Source organism: Tolumonas lignilytica, assembly GCF_000527035.1.
Classification (GTDB): Bacteria; Pseudomonadota; Gammaproteobacteria; order Enterobacterales; family Aeromonadaceae; genus Tolumonas; species Tolumonas lignilytica.
Genome location: NZ_AZUK01000002.1, coordinates 279,547 through 295,782, shown reverse-complemented (window position 1 = coordinate 295,782; position 16,236 = coordinate 279,547). Strand labels below are relative to the sequence as shown.

The 16,236-nt window shown below is 45.0% G+C and carries 15 protein-coding genes and 2 tRNA genes; 6 read left to right on the top strand and 11 right to left on the bottom strand.

All coding sequences use genetic code 11. The annotated features are described in order from the left end of the window. Positions 1-77: 77 nt before the first annotated feature. The 5 genes from truA to fabB form a co-directional block, all read right to left on the bottom strand. Positions 78-863, bottom strand: coding sequence for a tRNA pseudouridine(38-40) synthase TruA (gene truA / locus H027_RS0116400; RefSeq protein ID WP_024873515.1), 786 nt, complete (start codon positions 861-863; stop codon positions 78-80). Positions 864-950: 87 nt separating this feature from the next. Then, positions 951-3,098, bottom strand: coding sequence for a motility hub landmark protein FimV (locus tag H027_RS0116395; RefSeq protein ID WP_024873514.1), 2,148 nt, complete (start codon positions 3,096-3,098; stop codon positions 951-953). A gap of 168 nt (positions 3,099-3,266) precedes the next feature. After that, positions 3,267-4,217: an Asd/ArgC dimerization domain-containing protein gene (locus tag H027_RS0116390; RefSeq protein ID WP_024873513.1), complete on the bottom strand. Its 951-nt coding sequence runs from the start codon at positions 4,215-4,217 to the stop codon at positions 3,267-3,269. 21 nt (positions 4,218-4,238) lie between these two features. Further along, positions 4,239-5,360 (bottom strand): 4-phosphoerythronate dehydrogenase, encoded by a 1,122-nt coding sequence (locus H027_RS0116385; RefSeq protein ID WP_024873512.1) that lies wholly within the window; start codon positions 5,358-5,360, stop codon positions 4,239-4,241. 66 nt (positions 5,361-5,426) lie between these two features. After that, positions 5,427-6,641, bottom strand: a complete 1,215-nt coding sequence (fabB, locus tag H027_RS0116380) for a beta-ketoacyl-ACP synthase I (protein ID WP_024873511.1) — start codon at positions 6,639-6,641, stop codon at positions 5,427-5,429. A gap of 119 nt (positions 6,642-6,760) precedes the next feature. On the opposite strand from fabB, the gene mnmC reads away from it, so the two are divergent. Then, entirely contained in the window at positions 6,761-8,695 is a 1,935-nt protein-coding gene (mnmC, locus tag H027_RS0116375) for a bifunctional tRNA (5-methylaminomethyl-2-thiouridine)(34)-methyltransferase MnmC2/FAD-dependent 5-carboxymethylaminomethyl-2-thiouridine(34) oxidoreductase MnmC1 (protein ID WP_024873510.1), read from the top strand. A gap of 127 nt (positions 8,696-8,822) precedes the next feature. Then, entirely contained in the window at positions 8,823-9,770 is a 948-nt protein-coding gene (gene corA, locus H027_RS0116370) for a magnesium/cobalt transporter CorA (protein ID WP_024873509.1), read from the top strand. Between the two features lie 64 nt (positions 9,771-9,834). Here corA and H027_RS0116365 read toward each other — a convergent pair whose 3' ends face one another. Next, positions 9,835-10,071, bottom strand: a complete 237-nt coding sequence (locus H027_RS0116365; protein ID WP_024873508.1) for a DUF2789 family protein — start codon at positions 10,069-10,071, stop codon at positions 9,835-9,837. 93 nt (positions 10,072-10,164) lie between these two features. Between H027_RS0116365 and fumC the strand changes: the two genes are divergently transcribed. Then, positions 10,165-11,568: a class II fumarate hydratase gene (fumC, locus tag H027_RS0116360; protein ID WP_024873507.1), complete on the top strand. Its 1,404-nt coding sequence runs from the start codon at positions 10,165-10,167 to the stop codon at positions 11,566-11,568. 36 nt (positions 11,569-11,604) lie between these two features. On the opposite strand, the gene hisP is transcribed toward fumC, so the two are convergent. The 5 genes from hisP to H027_RS0116335 form a co-directional block, all read right to left on the bottom strand. After that, positions 11,605-12,378 (bottom strand): histidine ABC transporter ATP-binding protein HisP, encoded by a 774-nt coding sequence (hisP, locus tag H027_RS0116355; RefSeq protein WP_024873506.1) that lies wholly within the window; start codon positions 12,376-12,378, stop codon positions 11,605-11,607. A 24-nt stretch (positions 12,379-12,402) separates the two neighbouring features. Beyond that, positions 12,403-13,119 (bottom strand): ABC transporter permease, encoded by a 717-nt coding sequence (locus H027_RS0116350; RefSeq protein ID WP_024873505.1) that lies wholly within the window; start codon positions 13,117-13,119, stop codon positions 12,403-12,405. Then, positions 13,116-13,808: an ABC transporter permease gene (locus H027_RS0116345; RefSeq protein ID WP_272912580.1), complete on the bottom strand. Its 693-nt coding sequence runs from the start codon at positions 13,806-13,808 to the stop codon at positions 13,116-13,118. The genes H027_RS0116350 and H027_RS0116345 overlap by 4 nt, the downstream gene beginning before the upstream one ends. A gap of 83 nt (positions 13,809-13,891) precedes the next feature. Then, positions 13,892-14,671, bottom strand: a complete 780-nt coding sequence (locus H027_RS0116340; RefSeq protein WP_024873503.1) for an ABC transporter substrate-binding protein — start codon at positions 14,669-14,671, stop codon at positions 13,892-13,894. 226 nt (positions 14,672-14,897) lie between these two features. Beyond that, a complete protein-coding gene (locus H027_RS0116335) occupies positions 14,898-15,449 on the bottom strand; it encodes an NUDIX domain-containing protein (protein WP_051449057.1) in 552 nt (183 codons plus the stop codon). Positions 15,450-15,524: 75 nt separating this feature from the next. Between H027_RS0116335 and H027_RS0116330 the strand changes: the two genes are divergently transcribed. The 3 genes from H027_RS0116330 to H027_RS0116320 all read left to right on the top strand — a co-directional run bounded on the left by H027_RS0116330 (position 15,525) and on the right by H027_RS0116320 (position 16,020). After that, the gene (locus tag H027_RS0116330; RefSeq protein ID WP_024873501.1) at positions 15,525-15,716 is read left to right on the top strand and encodes an alternative ribosome-rescue factor A; all 192 of its coding nucleotides are present in this window, start codon (positions 15,525-15,527) and stop codon (positions 15,714-15,716) included. Positions 15,717-15,838: 122 nt separating this feature from the next. Then, positions 15,839-15,915 (top strand) — tRNA-Val (locus tag H027_RS0116325). A 28-nt stretch (positions 15,916-15,943) separates the two neighbouring features. Beyond that, positions 15,944-16,020: transfer RNA gene (locus H027_RS0116320), tRNA-Val, on the top strand. Positions 16,021-16,236: the final 216 nt, after the last annotated feature.

The following is a 16,236-nucleotide window of genomic DNA, read 5'->3' as shown; positions in this document are numbered from 1 at the left end:
AACATCATTTCGATCGATAGCATATCAACCGTGCATTAAAGCATAAAAGACACAATTTGTTTACTTGTCGTTATAATTTATGCGTTAAACCATAACGGACCTAAGGGTGGCTTAGGCAGCCCGTAATTTTGAGGATAAGTCACATCCACCAGATATAGCCCTTCTGCTTTTGCCGTCGCGCCAGACACGGTCCGATCTTTGGCTTCCAGGATCTCAGCAATCCACTCTATCGGTTTTTCACCGGTACCAACCAGCAACAACGAACCCATAATATTTCTGACCATATGGTGTAGGAACGCATTTGCTTGGATGTCTAAGATGACATAACTACCAGCACGATGAACCGCCAGCGACATGATATTACGAAATGGCGTATTAGACTGGCATTGAGCAGCCCTGAATGAGGTAAAATCACGCTCGCCCAGCAATAGTTGTCCGGCTTCATTCATTTTTTCTGCATCTAATGGATGGTAATAATGACTAACCCCCTTTGAAAGAATGCCTGGTCTCAAAGGTTCGTTGTAAATGATATACCGATAGCGCCGAGCAGTTGCGGAAAACCGAGCATGAAAAGTATCGTCCACGATATGAGCCCAACGAACTGCAATATCATCTGGCAGTTGTGCATTGATACCCAGAGTCCAGGCTGAGATTTGCCGCTGCGCTGTGGTATCAAAATGAATGACCTGCCCAGTGGCATTCACACCCGCATCCGTACGTCCAGCACACTGTATCTCTACTGAATGGTTAGCAACCCGGGATAACGCCGTTTCCAACTCTTGCTGGATACTATTTACTTCTCGCTGTCGTTGCCAACCATAATAGTTAGCACCGAAATATTCTATTCCTAGCGCAATACGCATATTTCTCTCCGGCAGAATCGCGCGGGATTATACGTTAGCAGGAGATAAAAAAAAGTGGCGATTACATTCGCCACTTTTTGTACTGTTTTATGCAAGACGGGAAAGTAGTTTTTCAGCCTCTTTTATTTGCTCTCTGGTGCCAGTTTCCTGCACCTCAAGAAGCAATTCTTTCGCACTTTCTTTATCATCAATTTCGAGATATGCCCGGGCCAGATCCAGTTTGGCGCCCATACCACCATCATCATCGATATCAATACCATCATGTTGTGGCAACATATCAGGAAATTCATCCAAACCGATATCCAGATTAGGCTGAAGCGAATCTGGATTAGTAGCTTCATTTGCATTCATTTTTTCGGTTTGAGCCAACAACTCATCAATCGAGAGGTAATCATTTGACATATCTGCCGTTTTATCGGCTTCAAACTGCTTTAACCATGATTTTTCGGTATCGTCATGTACCGCTTTCAGATCAACATCCGGCTCTGTAGAAGCAGTCAGAACGTCTGTTGGTTGCTCATCTGCAGAAAGCTCCCAGCCTTCAGGCTCAGACACTACCTGTTCGGTCATTTGTAAACCAGGATCTGCCATCATCTTGTCAAGATTCAGACGCGAGGCTAATGCTGTATCATCCTCTTGTTCGACAGTCGTCAAGTCAAAATCAAATGAGTCAGTCGGTTCCGGGATTTCGGTTTTTACTTCTGGCTCAACCGCTGAAAATGAAAAATCAGCTTCCAGTGCCTGCGCAAGATCCGCATCAGACAGAATAGCCGCAAAATCTTGTTTCTCTACCCCGCTGGCTTCCATCGAAGGGTTTTCATCCCGTGCATTTAGATCAATATCCGGTTTTTCTGCAGCGCTGAAAATATCTTCTGAGATTTCAGGAACCACATCAGGCGGTAGAGGAACGTCATCTGCCATTTGAGACATGTTGGACTCTACTTCTGCCGAGATGGAGGTCGGAATCAATGATTCATCCTGTAAATTCAAATCAGGAAAGGCAACATCGTTGTCATTGTTTTCCGATAAATCCACCGCCAGCAAATCGCCAAAATCACTTTCCGTTTCATCCATCATAACGGCAGTCGATTCAGCCATCTCCTGCTCACGGGCAGCTAATTCTCGTTTTGCGCGAGAACGCAGCCAGAAACTCAACACCACTAGAATAGCCAAAACAGGTAATGAAATGAGCAACAACAAGTTTAAAGGTGTTGCTAAAATTTCGGCTAGGAATCCCTTAACCGGGGTTGGTGCAGAGAGTGCTGCCTGTTTTTTCTCTTGTTGTGCAACCTGCGCCGCTTTCTCATGCTCTTGTAATTGCGTCTGTAACGTCGCTAATTCTTGCTTCAACTGGTCTTTTTCTTGCACAGTCGACTGCAAATTCGTGAGCTGCGCATTCAATTTCTGGATCTGATCTTTTAACTCTTTATTTTCTGTTTTAAAAGCCAACAATTCTTCGCTTTCAGCCTGAGGAGCAGTCGCTGTTGCTGTAGAGACTGCAGACGAAACGACAGGCTGTTGCGCTGTTCCAGCTACCAGTTCAGAAACTTTACTATCAATTAATGCTGACGAGGTTGATGCGACAATCGTGGTCTTTGCTGCTTCAGATAACGCCACAGTCGGCACCGCATTCGATGCAACGGTAGCGGGAGACGGGGATTGTTGACTATTTGTCGGCGTAGACGTTGCCACTGATGGCGATTTGTCTACCGGTAATGCATTTTTCTTCTCTACCGTATCTGCTTTGGTCGCAGCCTGCTGTGTGGCCGGACGAATAACTGTTGCCTGAATTTCACTTAATGACGGAATTGAAAGACGAGTACCTGCCAGCAATGTATCAAGCTGTCCACTCGCAAATGCATGAGGATTTTTCCGGTGCAATGCAACCATGACTCTCCGAGTGCTGATCCCCTGTCCCGGATATAATTTCCTGATTGCATTTGCAATTGCCCATGTTGTGTCGGTTTTCTTCACCGGGCCATAGATTTTGCTGTTAGTCGTCAATACGGTCTTATCCAGACGCTCTGGAATATAAGGATGAGGTGTCCGCCCATTCGATATTTTTTTACTGGCTACTGGCGCAACCGGTGCCGTTGACAACTGAGGTTGGACATGACTATCAGGCCCTTTTATTTCAATATAAAAGTCATCTGTCTTATCTGCGGCCAATACAGCTGTTGAATACAAGGCTGTTGCTAACATTGCTTGCGCCAACCGAGATAGTTTAAATCCCATATTCGATGTCCTTTCTATCTATTATCTGGTCTTTATAGTCCAACCACGAGCAACTAAGGCAATTCTCGGCCAAAGGCCAACTATTCTCATAATAAGAACAAACTGTTTGATTTAACAAACTTTATCATAATGGCAGCCACGTCTTGCTGCCATTATCACATTCAATGTTTATTGCAGTAACTGCTCAGCCAGAGAAATTGCATTCTGAACACGACCACAACGAAGCAAGTCTGTGACCAAAAACAATCTAAATGTTTGAATCTCTTCTGAATCACCAGTTATAAACTGCGCATAAATTTTATTCTGATTGGAACCATGAGAAACCGGTGTCAGTAATTCGTCTGTTAATTCAATTTGATTCACGGATGATAGCATTTCACGAACTAACTGCTGTGGTAATGCATCTTCCAGCGTGATGTCAGCTATCACGGTTGTTCCATAAAAAACGGGCACCTGTAATAAGGTTACGGCTGCATTGAGTTTTTCTTTAGGAAACAATATTTGCAGCTCAGCAATTAAGGATGGCGTTTTTTGTTCAGGAACCACATTAAAGGCCAATTGTGCAGGAAATAGTGTGTTTTCCAGTGGTCGGCCATTCATGAGTTGAGCGGTTTCTCTGGCTAACGCCTCCGTTCCTTTTTTACCACACACAGACACGGGTTCTAGAGCAACAAGATTTAGCTGAGTAATAGCCGTTTCTTCAAAAAATGGCATGATGATCTGAGCCATTACAATGGCAAGATCATCCGGACAAACATGAACAGCCGTATTCAAATTAATGTTTTGATCGAGCAGACTCAAACCATGTGATGAATCTTTATATTCACCTGAACGCAGATCTATGATTTTACAGCCGTAATGTAATGCCGCTTTAAATGCGTTGTTATATTCCGAAGAATTGCCCACAAAAAAAACCAGGTTAACCTGTGACCAATCAAAAGAATCCAGTTCCTGTACATAAACCGTTTTATTATTGAAACGGATTGACTCTTGGTCTTCTGCATTCTGGGCTGTCAGCAAAAACATCTGACCGATTGGAAGCGCTTTTTCCTGTAGTAATTCCAATAAACTTTCACTGATTAATTCTTCGCTGCCTGCAATGGCAATATTCATAGGCATTACTCTTTCTCCTGTATTCTTTTAAAACCCTGAAACATTAAAACCAAGATCGACCAATACATTGCGATCTGATTCAGCAACAACAGAGAGAGAACTCCATTCCCGTCGTTCTGGGTATTTCTTACGCATTTCGTCGAATTGACCGGGTTGCCCAACCAGATGTCTGAATCTGGCATCATCTCGCCGAACGTCATAAACCAAATGTATTAATTTTTTCAGTACTGCTTCATTCACGGCAGTTTGTAACGATAACGAGCAAATATCGGCAATGGGTAAAAGTGGAGATAACTGTTTTTTCATCTCAAACCCGAACTGCTGACAAAATGCTTCGTAAAGCATGAAGGTTCCTCGGTATTTCCCTTCTAAGCTGTAACCTGCAATATGAGGTGTTGCAATTTCGGTAAACGGAACAAGCTCATGAAGGATATCAGGTTCATTTTCCCACACATCCATCACCAGCCTTAACGGTTCTGCCGATTGCTGGCGCGACAGCATGGCTTGATTATCCCAAACTTCGCCGCGTGAAGCATTCAACAAAATCTGGTCTGAACGTAACGCCTGAATATGTTTCTGATCTAACAAATGAAAAGTAGCGTGTTCACAATTGCGCGTTAACGGCACATGGAAACTGATCAAATCACATTTCAATGCCTCGTCGTAAGAAACAAATGTTCGCGGATCACCCGACTGCGCTTTAAACGGATCACATAGTTTTACATTGATACCCAGTTGCCGGGCTTTTCCGGCTACCGCAGAGCCTGTATTACCGGCCCCGATAACTCCCAATGACAATCCAGACAGAGAAAATTGATATTTCTCTGCAATCACCAGCAATGCGCTGATGATATATTCGCCCACTGAAACCTTATTACAGCCGGGAGCACTGGCAAACGTAATATTTTTTTCCGCCAAGAATGTTTTATCGATATGGTCAGTCCCAATGGTGGCGGTACCAACAAACTTCAGTTTATTGCCCTGTGATAAGAGAGTGGCATTGACCTTAGTCACAGAACGTACCAATAAAATATCAGCATCGGCCAACTGTTCTGCCGTCATCGTCCTACCGGGTAACGCGACGACCTCACCAAATTCAGCAAACAATGCCTGGGTAAGTGGCATATTTTCATCAACCACAATCTTCATATTTGTCGCCTGAAAAGAAAAAGGGGCTATAAGCCCCTTATTATGCCATTTAGTCTAATGAAATCATTAGCCTTTAAATTTACTGAATACCAATGTGGCGTTGGTGCCACCAAAACCGAAACTATTCGACATGACAGTGTTCAGTTCTGCATCCTGATACTCAGTCACAATTGGCAGACCTTCAGCTTTAGGATCCAGATGTTCAATGTTGATGCTTGGTGCAATGAACTTGTTTTCCATCATCAGCAAGCTGTAGATGGCTTCATGAACACCGGCAGCACCCAGAGCATGACCACTCATAGCTTTAGTTGCGGAGATCTTTGGTGCTTTATCGCCGAACACAGCGTGGATCGCTTCCAGTTCTTTCACATCACCAACAGGAGTAGATGTTCCATGTGTATTCAGATAATCGATTGGAGCAGATACTGTTGACATGGCTTGTTGCATGCAACGAACAGCACCTTCACCTGATGGTGCAACCATGTCATAACCATCAGAAGTCGCGCCGTAACCGGTAATTTCTGCATAGATGTGAGCGCCGCGAGCTAATGCATGTTCCAGTTCTTCAACAACAACAATACCGCCACCACCAGAGATTACGAAGCCATCACGATCCGCATCATAAGTACGGGATGCTTTTTCTGGCGTGTCGTTATATTTGCTGGACAGTGCACCCATCGCATCGAACTGCAGGGCCAGAGTCCAATCCACCTCTTCACCGCCACCGGCGAAAACAATGTCTTGTTTGCCTAATTGGATCTGTTCCAGTGCATGACCGATACAGTGTGAAGACGTCGCGCAGGCAGAACTGATGGAGTAGTTAATACCTTTGATTTTAAATGGGGTCGCCAGACATGCTGACGTGGTTGAAGACATGGTACGAGGAACCATGTATGGGCCAACACGACGAACACCCTTCTCACGCAATGTATCGCAGGCTTCGATCTGGTTTTTAGAAGATGCGCCACCTGAACCGGCTACCAGCCCAGTCCGTGGATTAGAAACCATATCTTCAGTCAATTTGGCATCAGCAATTGCTTGTTGCATAGACAGGTAAGCGTACGCTGCAGCTTCGCCCATGAAACGCAGTACTTTGCGATCAATTAGTTCAGCGACATCCAGCTTGATATTGCCCCATACGCGGCTACGCAGATTGTGTTGTTCAAACTGTTCAGAATAAGAAATCCCTGACTTACCCGCTTTCAGCGAAGCCAGAACTTCGGCCGCGTTGTTGCCCAGACTAGAAACGATCCCGATACCAGTGATAACAGCTCTTCTCATTAACTTAAGTTCCAATATGACTTATATGACCTAGGTATAGTTTACCTGTTTTATCTCAACAACTGGTCTGCTTTCCCGTAAAATCCACCGAACTTTTGTGAAATAGTCGAGATTTTTTCATGCAGACCTCATTACAAAACGCCAAATTAAGTTGGAATGATGCGGGAGCCCCCATTTCGGACTCTTTTGAGGATGTCTATTTTTCCAACGATAATGGTCTGCAAGAAACTCGTTATGTGTTCCTCCAGCAAAATAACCTCCCTGAACGTTGGCTAATACATGACCGCCCCGTGTTTGTAATTGCTGAGACCGGCTTTGGAACCGGACTGAATTTTTTGGCAACCTGGCAGGCATTCCGACAACAGAAACAAGCCGTACCAGAGACAAAAGTTTCTCGCTTACATTTCATCAGTTTTGAGAAATTTCCGCTCACCCGACAGGATTTACAACGGGCTTTGTGTGCATGGCCCGAACTAACTGAATTCAGTGAATCATTAATTGCTGCCTATCCTGCTGCAATCCCCGGATGTCAGCGACTTCGTTTTGATCAAGGCAACGTCATACTGGATCTCTGGTTTGGTGATGTGAATGATTTACTGCCGCAGGTTTATTCACCTCGTGACGGATTAGTGGATGCCTGGTATCTGGATGGTTTTGCGCCCAGTAAAAACCCTGATATGTGGTCAGAGAATTTGTTCACACAGCTATATCGACTGATCCGTCCTCAGGGCACATTAGCCACCTTTACTGCCGCGGGTTTCGTACGTCGAGGTTTAACTACTGTCGGCTTTGAGATGGCCAAAATGCCAGGGCACGGGAAAAAAAGGGAAATGCTGTTCGGCCGCAGTCAAAAAACACCTAACTCACCACTTTCAGCGCCAAATTCAGTAGCTATTGTGGGTGGTGGAATTGCTTCAGCCTGGCTGAGTTATCTCTTAACTCAGCGCGGATATCAGGTCGTATTATTTTGCGCCGATCCCGATGTAGCTCAGGCCGCTTCCGGGAATCCACAAGGTGCGATTTATCCGTTACTCCATAAACCTGCCGATCCGTTGTCTCAGTTTTTCAGCTCTGCATTTCACTATTGCAGACAATTAATCCATGAAGTTCATAACCAATCACCCATCACCTTCGATTGGTGCGGAGTGTTATTAAAAGCGTTTGATGAAAAATCATCACAAAGAATTGGCGAATTATTGGCTACACACTTCCCTCCAGAACTTATTCATGGTGTTACCGATGGGGCCTTATTTCCCCAAGGTGGCTGGGTTATTCCCGATGAGCTGACACACACATTATTTCAACTTGCTGCCGCTACCGGATTGTTAACCCAACATTTCAATTGTGAAATAACTGCCATCCATGAACAACAGGGTTCATGGTGTTTAAGCACCGCTGCAGACGAATCTTACATAGCCACTGTACTCATTCTGGCTAACGGCGCGGAAGTTAGTCGTTATCAGCAAACTCAGACATTGCCTATTACTCCCTTCCGTGGACAAATTTCATCCATCGAAGCCGTTACCGATAAAGAAAACGCCACTCCCGTCGTGTGCGGAGATGGTTATATCTTACCCGCCCGCAATGGCCAGCAAGTTATCGGTGCCACCTACATCCGAAATGATACCGATCGCTCGGTACGAGACAGCGAGCATCAGGAAAATAAAGTTAAAATGCAAAGAACGCTGGCAGTCAATAGCTCATCGCATCGCATCATCGATGGCCGAGCTGCCATTCGGGGGGTAACAAGAAACCATTTCCCAGTGGTTGGCGGCTTGCGCTCTGATGCTCAATTAAACAATGAGTTAACCCAGCATTCTTCTGCCGGCGGATTACCGGATATGACCTCTAACTTACTCATTTTTGCAGGGTTAGGCTCCCGGGGATTATGCTCAGCACCTTTAGCCGCCGAAATATTGATATCGTTATTACTCCAAGAGCCTGTGCCATGCTCCTTAGAAATACTGCGAGAACTGGATCCACAACGTCGCCAGTTAAAACCACTATGGCGCAAGCAACACCAGAAATCCGTGCGGAGTAATACTCGAATTTGATGGTTATTGCTTGAAATACAGGCCATATTTCAGTGAAACGGGCTAAATGACCTGACTTTGTCACAAAGGCTAGGTATAGTGCCTCGCAGAAAATACGACCCCAAATTTGCCTTTCAAGGGGGATCCCATGATTACCGCTTACATACTGCGTAATAAGATTTTGGAGGTTATTCAGCTAACCGCCCAGGATGTATTACCGCCCAACACAATTTGGCTGGATGCCCATAAGCCTGACGATGAAGAACGTGAATGGCTGAGCAGTTTGTTCCTTGAAGAAGTGCCCGAAGAAGAAGAACTGGATGAAATCGAAGCATCTGCCCGTTTCTACTGGGACACTGATGGTCTGCATATTTTATCGTTATTCCCTCAACGAATTGGTGGCGAAACCCGCGGTGTAAACATGTCGTTTACATTACGCAACAACCTGCTGATCAGCTTCCGTGAAGAAGACATCGGTATCGTCCGCCTGTTGCGTCACTACATGCGTCACGATCGTGTCGAAGTAGAAAATGCAATGGATATTTTGCTGGAGCTGATGGATCTGAAAGTCGAATATTTGTCTGACCTGATTGAAGACGGATATACCACTTTGGAAGAAACGTCCGAACTGGTTCTCAGTGACGAACAGATACATGAAATGTTACAAGAGCTGATGGAACAGGAAGAAACCAACAGCCAAATCCGTCTGGCGCTTCATGATACGCGACGCGCACTACGCTTTTTACGTCGGACGGTAAGACAACAACTGTTAACTGAACAGAAAAAAACCATTGATGAAGTCTTGCACGATATCGAATCGTTGCTGCCGCATACGCAATTTCTGTTTGATAAAATCAACTTCCAATTGGAAGTGGCAATGGGCTTTACCAACCTGCAACAGAACAAGGTTATCAAAATTTTCTCTGTGGCAGCCGTAGTCTTTCTGCCGCCGACCCTCATTGCCAGTATGTATGGGATGAACTTTGATTTTATGCCCGAATTGCACTGGCAGTTGGGTTATCTGGTCTCTATTGGAATGATGCTGGCATCCGCTTTCGGTACTTATTTCTTCTTCCGAAAGAAAGGCTGGTTATAATTTCCCCTACTCAAACACCGGAACGGCCGTTCCGGTGCTGAATCCCAGTTAAAAGCCTGCAACACTAGTGTTTTACAGCCAGTAACGAAGCCAGCGTGTCTGCCGCTTCAGCCCATTCGGCATCATCAATGAAAGCCTGTTTCAGCATTTCAGCCTGAGCGGCTGTCCAGAATGGCGCATCCGGGAGTGTTTCATCCCCTTTCAATTCATGCGATTGAATAAAACAATGAATACTTGATTCATCATTTGCCAGCCCTAGCTGACTAAATAATGCCGCCAGGTCATGAGTTCCGATGTCCATTTTGAGCAACCCTCGCAGATAGGAACTAATATCATTATAGAAGAATTCTGTTATCTCTATTGATTATCTAAGTGATTGGCATGAGGGACACATATGACCAGATTACGTTACGAAACTGATTCTATGGGCTGCGTAACGGTGCCTGCAGAAAAATACTGGGGAGCACAAACACAGCGTTCTATTGAAAATTTCCCTATCGGAGTAGCCCGTTTTCGCTGGCAGCGCCCCATGATCCGAGCACTGGGAATATTAAAATTAGCGGCAGCAAAAGCAAATGAGGAGTTAGGAACATTACCGGGCACCATTACCGATCCCATCGAGCAGGCAGCACAGGAAGTTGTTGATGGCAAGTTAGATGAACATTTTCCACTGGTTGTGTTTCAAACGGGCTCAGGCACCCAATCCAATATGAATGCCAATGAAGTGATTGCCAATCGGGCCATCGAAATTTGTGGTTGTGAGGTGGGCAGTAAAAACCCAATCCATCCGAACGATCATGTCAATTGCGGCCAGTCCTCTAATGATACCTTCCCTACTGCCATGCATATTGCCGTGATTGAGGAATTGGAAAAGCAGTTAATTCCTGTGATCGAGCATCTAAAAGGGACGCTCAATGAAAAGGCTGAAGCCTATGCCCATATTGTCAAAACAGGCAGAACACACCTTCAGGATGCAACTCCCATTACGCTGGGACAGGAAATCAGTGCCTGGGTTGCTCAACTGAATTTTGCCTTGGCAGGGATTCATGCCAGCAAGTCAGGTTTACTTGATTTGGCGATCGGAGGAACCGCCGTCGGCACCGGGTTGAATGCACATCCACTGTTTGGCGAGCGCACGGCGGCCTATATTGCCAGCATTACGGGTTACCCGTTCCGGGCGGCTGAGAATAAGTTTTTTGCTCTTTCAGCTCATGATGCTTTAGTTCAAGCCTCGGCGGCACTGCGAACCTTAGCCGGCGCTTTAATGAAAATTGCCAATGATGTTCGCTGGCTGGCCAGCGGCCCTCGTTGTGGGATTGGTGAGTTAGTCATACCGGAAAATGAACCGGGTTCGTCAATTATGCCAGGAAAAGTCAATCCAACTCAGTGTGAAGCCTTGACCATGGTCTGTGTTCAGGTCTTTGGTAACGATGCCGCCGTTGCTTTTGCCGGAAGCCAGGGGAATTTTCAATTAAACGTATATAAACCCGTGATGGTGCATAACGTCATGGAAAGTATTCAGTTATTAGCCGATGCATGCGGCGCATTTGATCTGCATTGTGCTTCTGGTATAGAGCCCAATATACCGCGCATTGAAGAGCATCTGGCTGATAATTTAATGCTCGTTACCGCGCTGAATAAACACATCGGCTACGACAAGGCAGCAACAATCGCTAAAAAAGCGCATCACGATGGCTTACGCTTACGCGATGCGGCTATTGCGTCAGGGTATCTCACTGCAGAAGAATTTGATCTGTGGATTTCGCCGCTGGACATGGCAGAACCCCATAAGGAATAGCAAATGACCGGGTTATCCCGGTCATTTTTTTAGCGGCTATTTCAGCGAACCAGACAAGAATTGCTTCAATCGTTCGCTTTTTGGATTGCCAAGCACCTCGTCCGGATGCCCTTCCTCTTCGATTTTACCCTGATGAAGGAAAATGACATGGTTCGAAACGTTACGGGCAAAGCCCATCTCATGCGTTACGACCACCATCGTTTTGCCTTCTTCGGCCAGTTTTTGCATGATTTTTAAAACTTCGCCGACCAGCTCGGGGTCTAACGCAGAGGTGGGTTCATCAAACAACAATACCTCTGGTTCCATCGCTAAAGCACGGGCAATAGAAACACGCTGTTGCTGACCACCAGATAAATGAGCCGGATATTTCGCTCGGGCCCGTTCATCGATACCCACCTTTTCCAGATATTGAATCGCTCTGGCTTTGGCTTCTTCTTTGTCAATGCCCAACACTTTAATTGGAGCCGCCATGACATTTTCCAATACCGTCATATGGCTCCACAAATTGAAATGCTGGAAAACCATGGTTAGTTTTGTCCGAAGTAGCTGCAACTCTTTCTGATCAGTGACTTTTAACTGTCCATCCGAATCCAGCGTCATGTGAATTTCTTTGCCATTAACAAAAATGGCACCTTCGCTGGGTTTTTCAAGAAAATTCAGACAACGTAAAAATGTACTCTTACCTGAGCCAGATGAACCAATGATACTGATCACATCCCCCGCCTGTGCACACAAAGATACGCCTTTAATAACTTCATGCTGGCCATATTTTTTATGCAAATCTTTTACAGCCAATTTGTAATTATGCATTTTTTAACCTTTCCAAAATGAATCTTAATGTGCTGATTGCGGTCTCAGATGTTTCAGCCAACGCTTTTCAGCCAAGCGGAATAAACCAACCAACAGAAAAGAAATAGTCAGATAAATTGCAGCAGCAATACCAAAAGCATGGAATGACTTATAGGTTGCCGCATTCACGTCTCGCGCGATTTTTAAAATATCAGGAACTGTTGCTGTAAATGCCAATGAGGTCGCATGCAGCATCAGAATCACCTCGTTGCTATATGCAGGCAACGCACGACGTAACGCGGATGGAATAATGATATTCCAATACAACGTAAAACCGGAAAAACCGTAAGCTCGCGCCGCCTCTATTTCACCATGAGGGATCGCCCTGATCGCACCAGCCAACATCTCTGTGGTATATGCACACGTGTTCAGAGCCAATGCCAGTACCGTACAGTTGAAACCACTGCGGAAAAACAGATTCAAAAACTCAACGTCCCGAACCACGCTTAACGTGTATACACCGGAATAAAACACCAGCAATTGTACATACAACGGCGTTCCACGGAAAATATAGGTATAAAGCCAAACTGGCATCCAGAGTGCTTTCTTCTGCGAGACGCGAGCGATCGACATTGGCAGTGCCAGCATGAATCCAAATGCCAGCGACAACACCAATAACCACAGGGTGACCGCGACACCCGTGAAATGATACCCATCACTCCACAAGAAAGCCTTGCCATATTGCAACAGGATATCAATCATAATTCTGCACTCCGAACACCCATGGAATAACGACGTTCCAACCACAGCAGAACCAGATTCGATATTGTAGTAAAAATCAAATAAACCACTGCAGCCACAATGGTGAAATAGAAGAAATGGTATGTGCCCTTGCCCGCATTCTGCGTAGCTTTAACAACATCAGACAAACCAATGATTGACACGAGTGCTGTCGCCTTGAGTGTTACCTGCCAGTTATTGGCTATGCCCGGTAACGCAAAACGCATCAATTGTGGGAACAAAATATATCGAAATGCCTGCCAGGGAGAAAAACCGTACGCCACTCCAGCTTCGAGTTGACCTTTGGGAACCATCAGATAGGCACCACGGAAGGTTTCAGTAAAATAAGCACCATAAATAAAGCCAATCGTGATGACACCCGCCACAAACGGATCGATATTGATCTGGGTAAGGCCGACAGACTCCGTAATGCTATTCACCACAATCTGTAAACCATAAAATATTAATAGCATCAGTACCAGATCAGGTACTCCGCGGATCAATGTGGTATATACGCCAGATAGCAGTTTTGCCAATTTGCTCTGTGACGATTTCGCGGCAGCACCTATCAACCCCAGCAGAAATGAGAGAGCAACAGAGAACAATGCTTGTTCTATTGTTACTACTGCTCCGTTCAAAATAATGGAGCCATACCCATACAGCATAACGATTTACCTGATTTATTCCGAAACTGAAAAACAACGAGGCTCCTCAATCGAAGAGCCTCGTCATTAACGAACAAAAACGCTAAGCGTTATTCACCGTATATGTTGAATTTAAAATATTTTTTAGCCAACTTGTCGTAAGTCCCATCCTTACGCATAGCCGCAAGAGTGGTATTCAATGCTGCTTTCAAAGCACCGTCTTCTTTACGAACACCGATACCAGCACCTACACCAAAATATTTTTCGTCATTCACTTCTGGGCCCGCATATTCAAACTGTGCGCCCTGTGGTTTGTTCAGGAAACTTTCACCTGCAGTTACCGCATCTTGGAATGCTGCATCAATACGACCTGAAACTAAGTCAGCATAAACCAGATCTTGACTTTGGTAAGGCACCAGCTCAACACCTTTGCTCTGCCAATTTGCTTTTGCATAGGTTTCTGCTGTTGTTCCTTGTAACACACCAACACGTTTACCTTGCAGTGCTTCTGCAGTTGGCTTGATTGCCGAACCTTTCGCTGCCACTAAGCGAGCAGGAGTACCGTATAATTTATTGGTAAAATCGATCTCTTTTTTACGCTCTTCTGTAATAGACATAGCAGACAGAATCGCGTCAATTTTTTTCGCTTTCAGCGAAGGGATCAGACCGTCAAAATCGCCTTCGACCCATTCACATTTTGCTTTCAGGCGCTTACACATTTCGTTACCCAGATCGATATCGAAACCGGTCAATGAACCGTCAGCCGCTTTTACTTCAAATGGTGCATACCCTGGCTCAACACCAAAACGGATCTCTTTAATATCAGCCGCGTTAGCATTTACAGCGAATGCAACGGCTGCGACCTGCATGATTCTGCGAAAGTTCTTCATCTTTATTCCTGTTATTCGTGTTCAATTCAGAATGCACGCATCATCAGCCTTGACCGTGCCACACAAAAATCTTATCAAAAGAATGGCAGAAACAAAATCTTCTGATTCTCTTTTATTTCACAGAATTAAATATATTTATTCAGAATCACCGTCTGAATATGACATTAGCCAGTAAATCAACCGCTAACTATGCAGCGATGAACCTTCAAATCATCGGAATCAGTGATTATAAATCATACTGTTCCCGGTTAGCTGCAATATAAAGTAACGCCATAATAGTCAGACTATCAGAGATAACCCCCGCCTTGATCATGGCAAGAAGCTCATCAAAAGTATGCAATTCAACTTGTATGTCTTCCGAGTCTTCAAGTTCTTGTTGGCCTTCCCTCAAATTACGCGCGATGAACAGTGCACCATATTCATTGGTCACCGAGTTCGACATATAAAAATGAGTGAGTAGAGGTTGAATATCATCTGAGATATAGCCTGTTTCTTCTTGTAATTCCCGCGCGGCGGTTTGCAACCAATCTTCGCCTTCAGGAGCACCCCCTTCAGGTATTTCCAGAGAGCTTAAATTACCGATGGCGTATCGTGTTTGCCGTACCATCACGATCCGTCCATCATCCAGCACAGGTACAACCCCCACTCCTCGGTTTTTAAATTCCACCACGCCGTATTGCGCAGGGCTGCCTTTGGGTGTCAAAACATCATCATGACGCACCCTGATCCAAGGTGTTTCGAATACAATTTTAGACTTGATTGTTTGCCAGATACTCATAGTTTTCCTGTACATTTCTCTTGTTTGCCACTATGACGAAGTTCATAATTTGCGCATCTTTTAGAGGAGATAACCATGAAATCGAAAACATCACAAGCAGCTTATCAGCACCAACGGGGAACGATTACTGACAATCATTTACACGCCTTAGTGACGGATAAATTATTTCGCAGCCGTACAGAGGAAAATGTTAAAGGTAAAGGCAGTTACCGTCGTCATCCGAAACATCGTCGACAAGACGAGTTCAGTTTAAAAATTGCTGCCTAGTTGTTTTTAAACTGAATTTGTCGTTGGTCACGAAAAGAGCAATCAGATCGCAGAATGTTTTTTTGCGCTTGCCTGAATGAAATCATCTCGTTATTATGCCGGCACATCGAAACGATGTGTATGCGTCCTTAGCTCAGCTGGTTAGAGCACCACCTTGACATGGTGGGGGTCGATGGTTCGAGTCCATTAGGACGCACCATCTTTTCGATAGCAAAAATCTCTTAAGTGCGTCCTTAGCTCAGCTGGTTAGAGCACCACCTTGACATGGTGGGGGTCGATGGTTCGAGTCCATTAGGACGCACCAATTCTCGATTTATCAAGAAGTTACAATCAAAACTCATCTCAAACATTGACCACTTATTTTTGTGGGCACAGCTCATTTGCGAAATGAGCGCCTAACTTCGCAAAAAAGTCTCATTTAAATCTTATTTTTCTGTTTTTTGGAAAATTCCGCTTTCGGTGCCCAAACTGTGCCCAAAATTTTCACGGTCTGATCATTTGTTTGCGCCCAAATGAGGTA

What these genes read in the sequence shown, in the direction of transcription:
- truA (WP_024873515.1), bottom strand. Translation starts at nt 863, where the DNA reads ATGCGTATTGCGCTAGGAATAGAATATTTCGGTGCTAACTATTATGGT.
- H027_RS0116395 (WP_024873514.1), bottom strand. Translation starts at nt 3,098, where the DNA reads ATGGGATTTAAACTATCTCGGTTGGCGCAAGCAATGTTAGCAACAGCC.
- H027_RS0116390 (WP_024873513.1), bottom strand. Translation starts at nt 4,217, where the DNA reads ATGCCTATGAATATTGCCATTGCAGGCAGCGAAGAATTAATCAGTGAA.
- H027_RS0116385 (WP_024873512.1), bottom strand. Translation starts at nt 5,360, where the DNA reads ATGAAGATTGTGGTTGATGAAAATATGCCACTTACCCAGGCATTGTTT.
- fabB (WP_024873511.1), bottom strand. Translation starts at nt 6,641, where the DNA reads ATGAGAAGAGCTGTTATCACTGGTATCGGGATCGTTTCTAGTCTGGGC.
- mnmC (WP_024873510.1), top strand. Translation starts at nt 6,761, where the DNA reads ATGCAGACCTCATTACAAAACGCCAAATTAAGTTGGAATGATGCGGGA.
- corA (WP_024873509.1), top strand. Translation starts at nt 8,823, where the DNA reads ATGATTACCGCTTACATACTGCGTAATAAGATTTTGGAGGTTATTCAG.
- H027_RS0116365 (WP_024873508.1), bottom strand. Translation starts at nt 10,071, where the DNA reads ATGGACATCGGAACTCATGACCTGGCGGCATTATTTAGTCAGCTAGGG.
- fumC (WP_024873507.1), top strand. Translation starts at nt 10,165, where the DNA reads ATGACCAGATTACGTTACGAAACTGATTCTATGGGCTGCGTAACGGTG.
- hisP (WP_024873506.1), bottom strand. Translation starts at nt 12,378, where the DNA reads ATGCATAATTACAAATTGGCTGTAAAAGATTTGCATAAAAAATATGGC.
- H027_RS0116350 (WP_024873505.1), bottom strand. Translation starts at nt 13,119, where the DNA reads ATGATTGATATCCTGTTGCAATATGGCAAGGCTTTCTTGTGGAGTGAT.
- H027_RS0116340 (WP_024873503.1), bottom strand. Translation starts at nt 14,671, where the DNA reads ATGAAGAACTTTCGCAGAATCATGCAGGTCGCAGCCGTTGCATTCGCT.
- H027_RS0116335 (WP_051449057.1), bottom strand. Translation starts at nt 15,449, where the DNA reads ATGAGTATCTGGCAAACAATCAAGTCTAAAATTGTATTCGAAACACCT.
- H027_RS0116330 (WP_024873501.1), top strand. Translation starts at nt 15,525, where the DNA reads ATGAAATCGAAAACATCACAAGCAGCTTATCAGCACCAACGGGGAACG.